Source organism: Oceaniovalibus guishaninsula JLT2003 (assembly GCF_000299575.1).
GTDB classification, from domain to species: Bacteria; Pseudomonadota; Alphaproteobacteria; order Rhodobacterales; family Rhodobacteraceae; genus Palleronia; species Palleronia guishaninsula.
Map to the genome: position 1 here is coordinate 1 of NZ_AMGO01000063.1, position 566 is coordinate 566.

At 73.5% G+C, this 566-nt stretch carries 1 pseudogene; it reads left to right on the plus strand.

The annotated features are described in order from the left end of the window. Positions 1–68: 68 nt before the first annotated feature. Positions 69–566: pseudogene (locus tag OCGS_RS13065) on the plus strand (VapE domain-containing protein); the annotation flags it as partial.

Here is a 566-nt window from a genome sequence, read left to right on the forward strand (position 1 = left end):
CGCCGCTGGCTCTACACCGCGATCACCCGGGCCGAACGCGGTCTCGTGCTGCTGGCCTGAGGGGCGCGATGATCGACCTCAACGACATCGCGGTTCCGAAGACCCGGCACGATCTGGCGGCGGTGAAGGAGCGGCTTGCCTGCACGGCCGCCGACTGGTTGCCGGGGCTCTTCCCCGAGGCCCGGCTTGCGCGGGACCGTCGATCCTTGCGCTGTGCAGATCTCTCCGGGCGCCCGCCGCGCAAGGAGGGCTCCTGCACCATCCATCTCGACGGGCCCTATGCCGGGTGGGGCTTCGACTACGCCACCGGCGAGCGGGCCGGTCCCATCGACCTGATCGCGCAGGCGACAGGGCTCTGCGACGGCGCGCTCTTCGACGAGGCGGCGCGGCTCGCGGGGATGGATCACCCTGCGCCGCGGCCCGCGCCGTCGTCGCCCATGCGCGCACGCCCCGACCATTCCGCCGACGATCGCGCGGCTTCTCAGCGGGCGGTGCAGCTCGCGGGCACGCCAGGCGAGACCTACCTGCACGCCCGCGGGCTGTCGCATCCCGGCTCGCCCGACCTG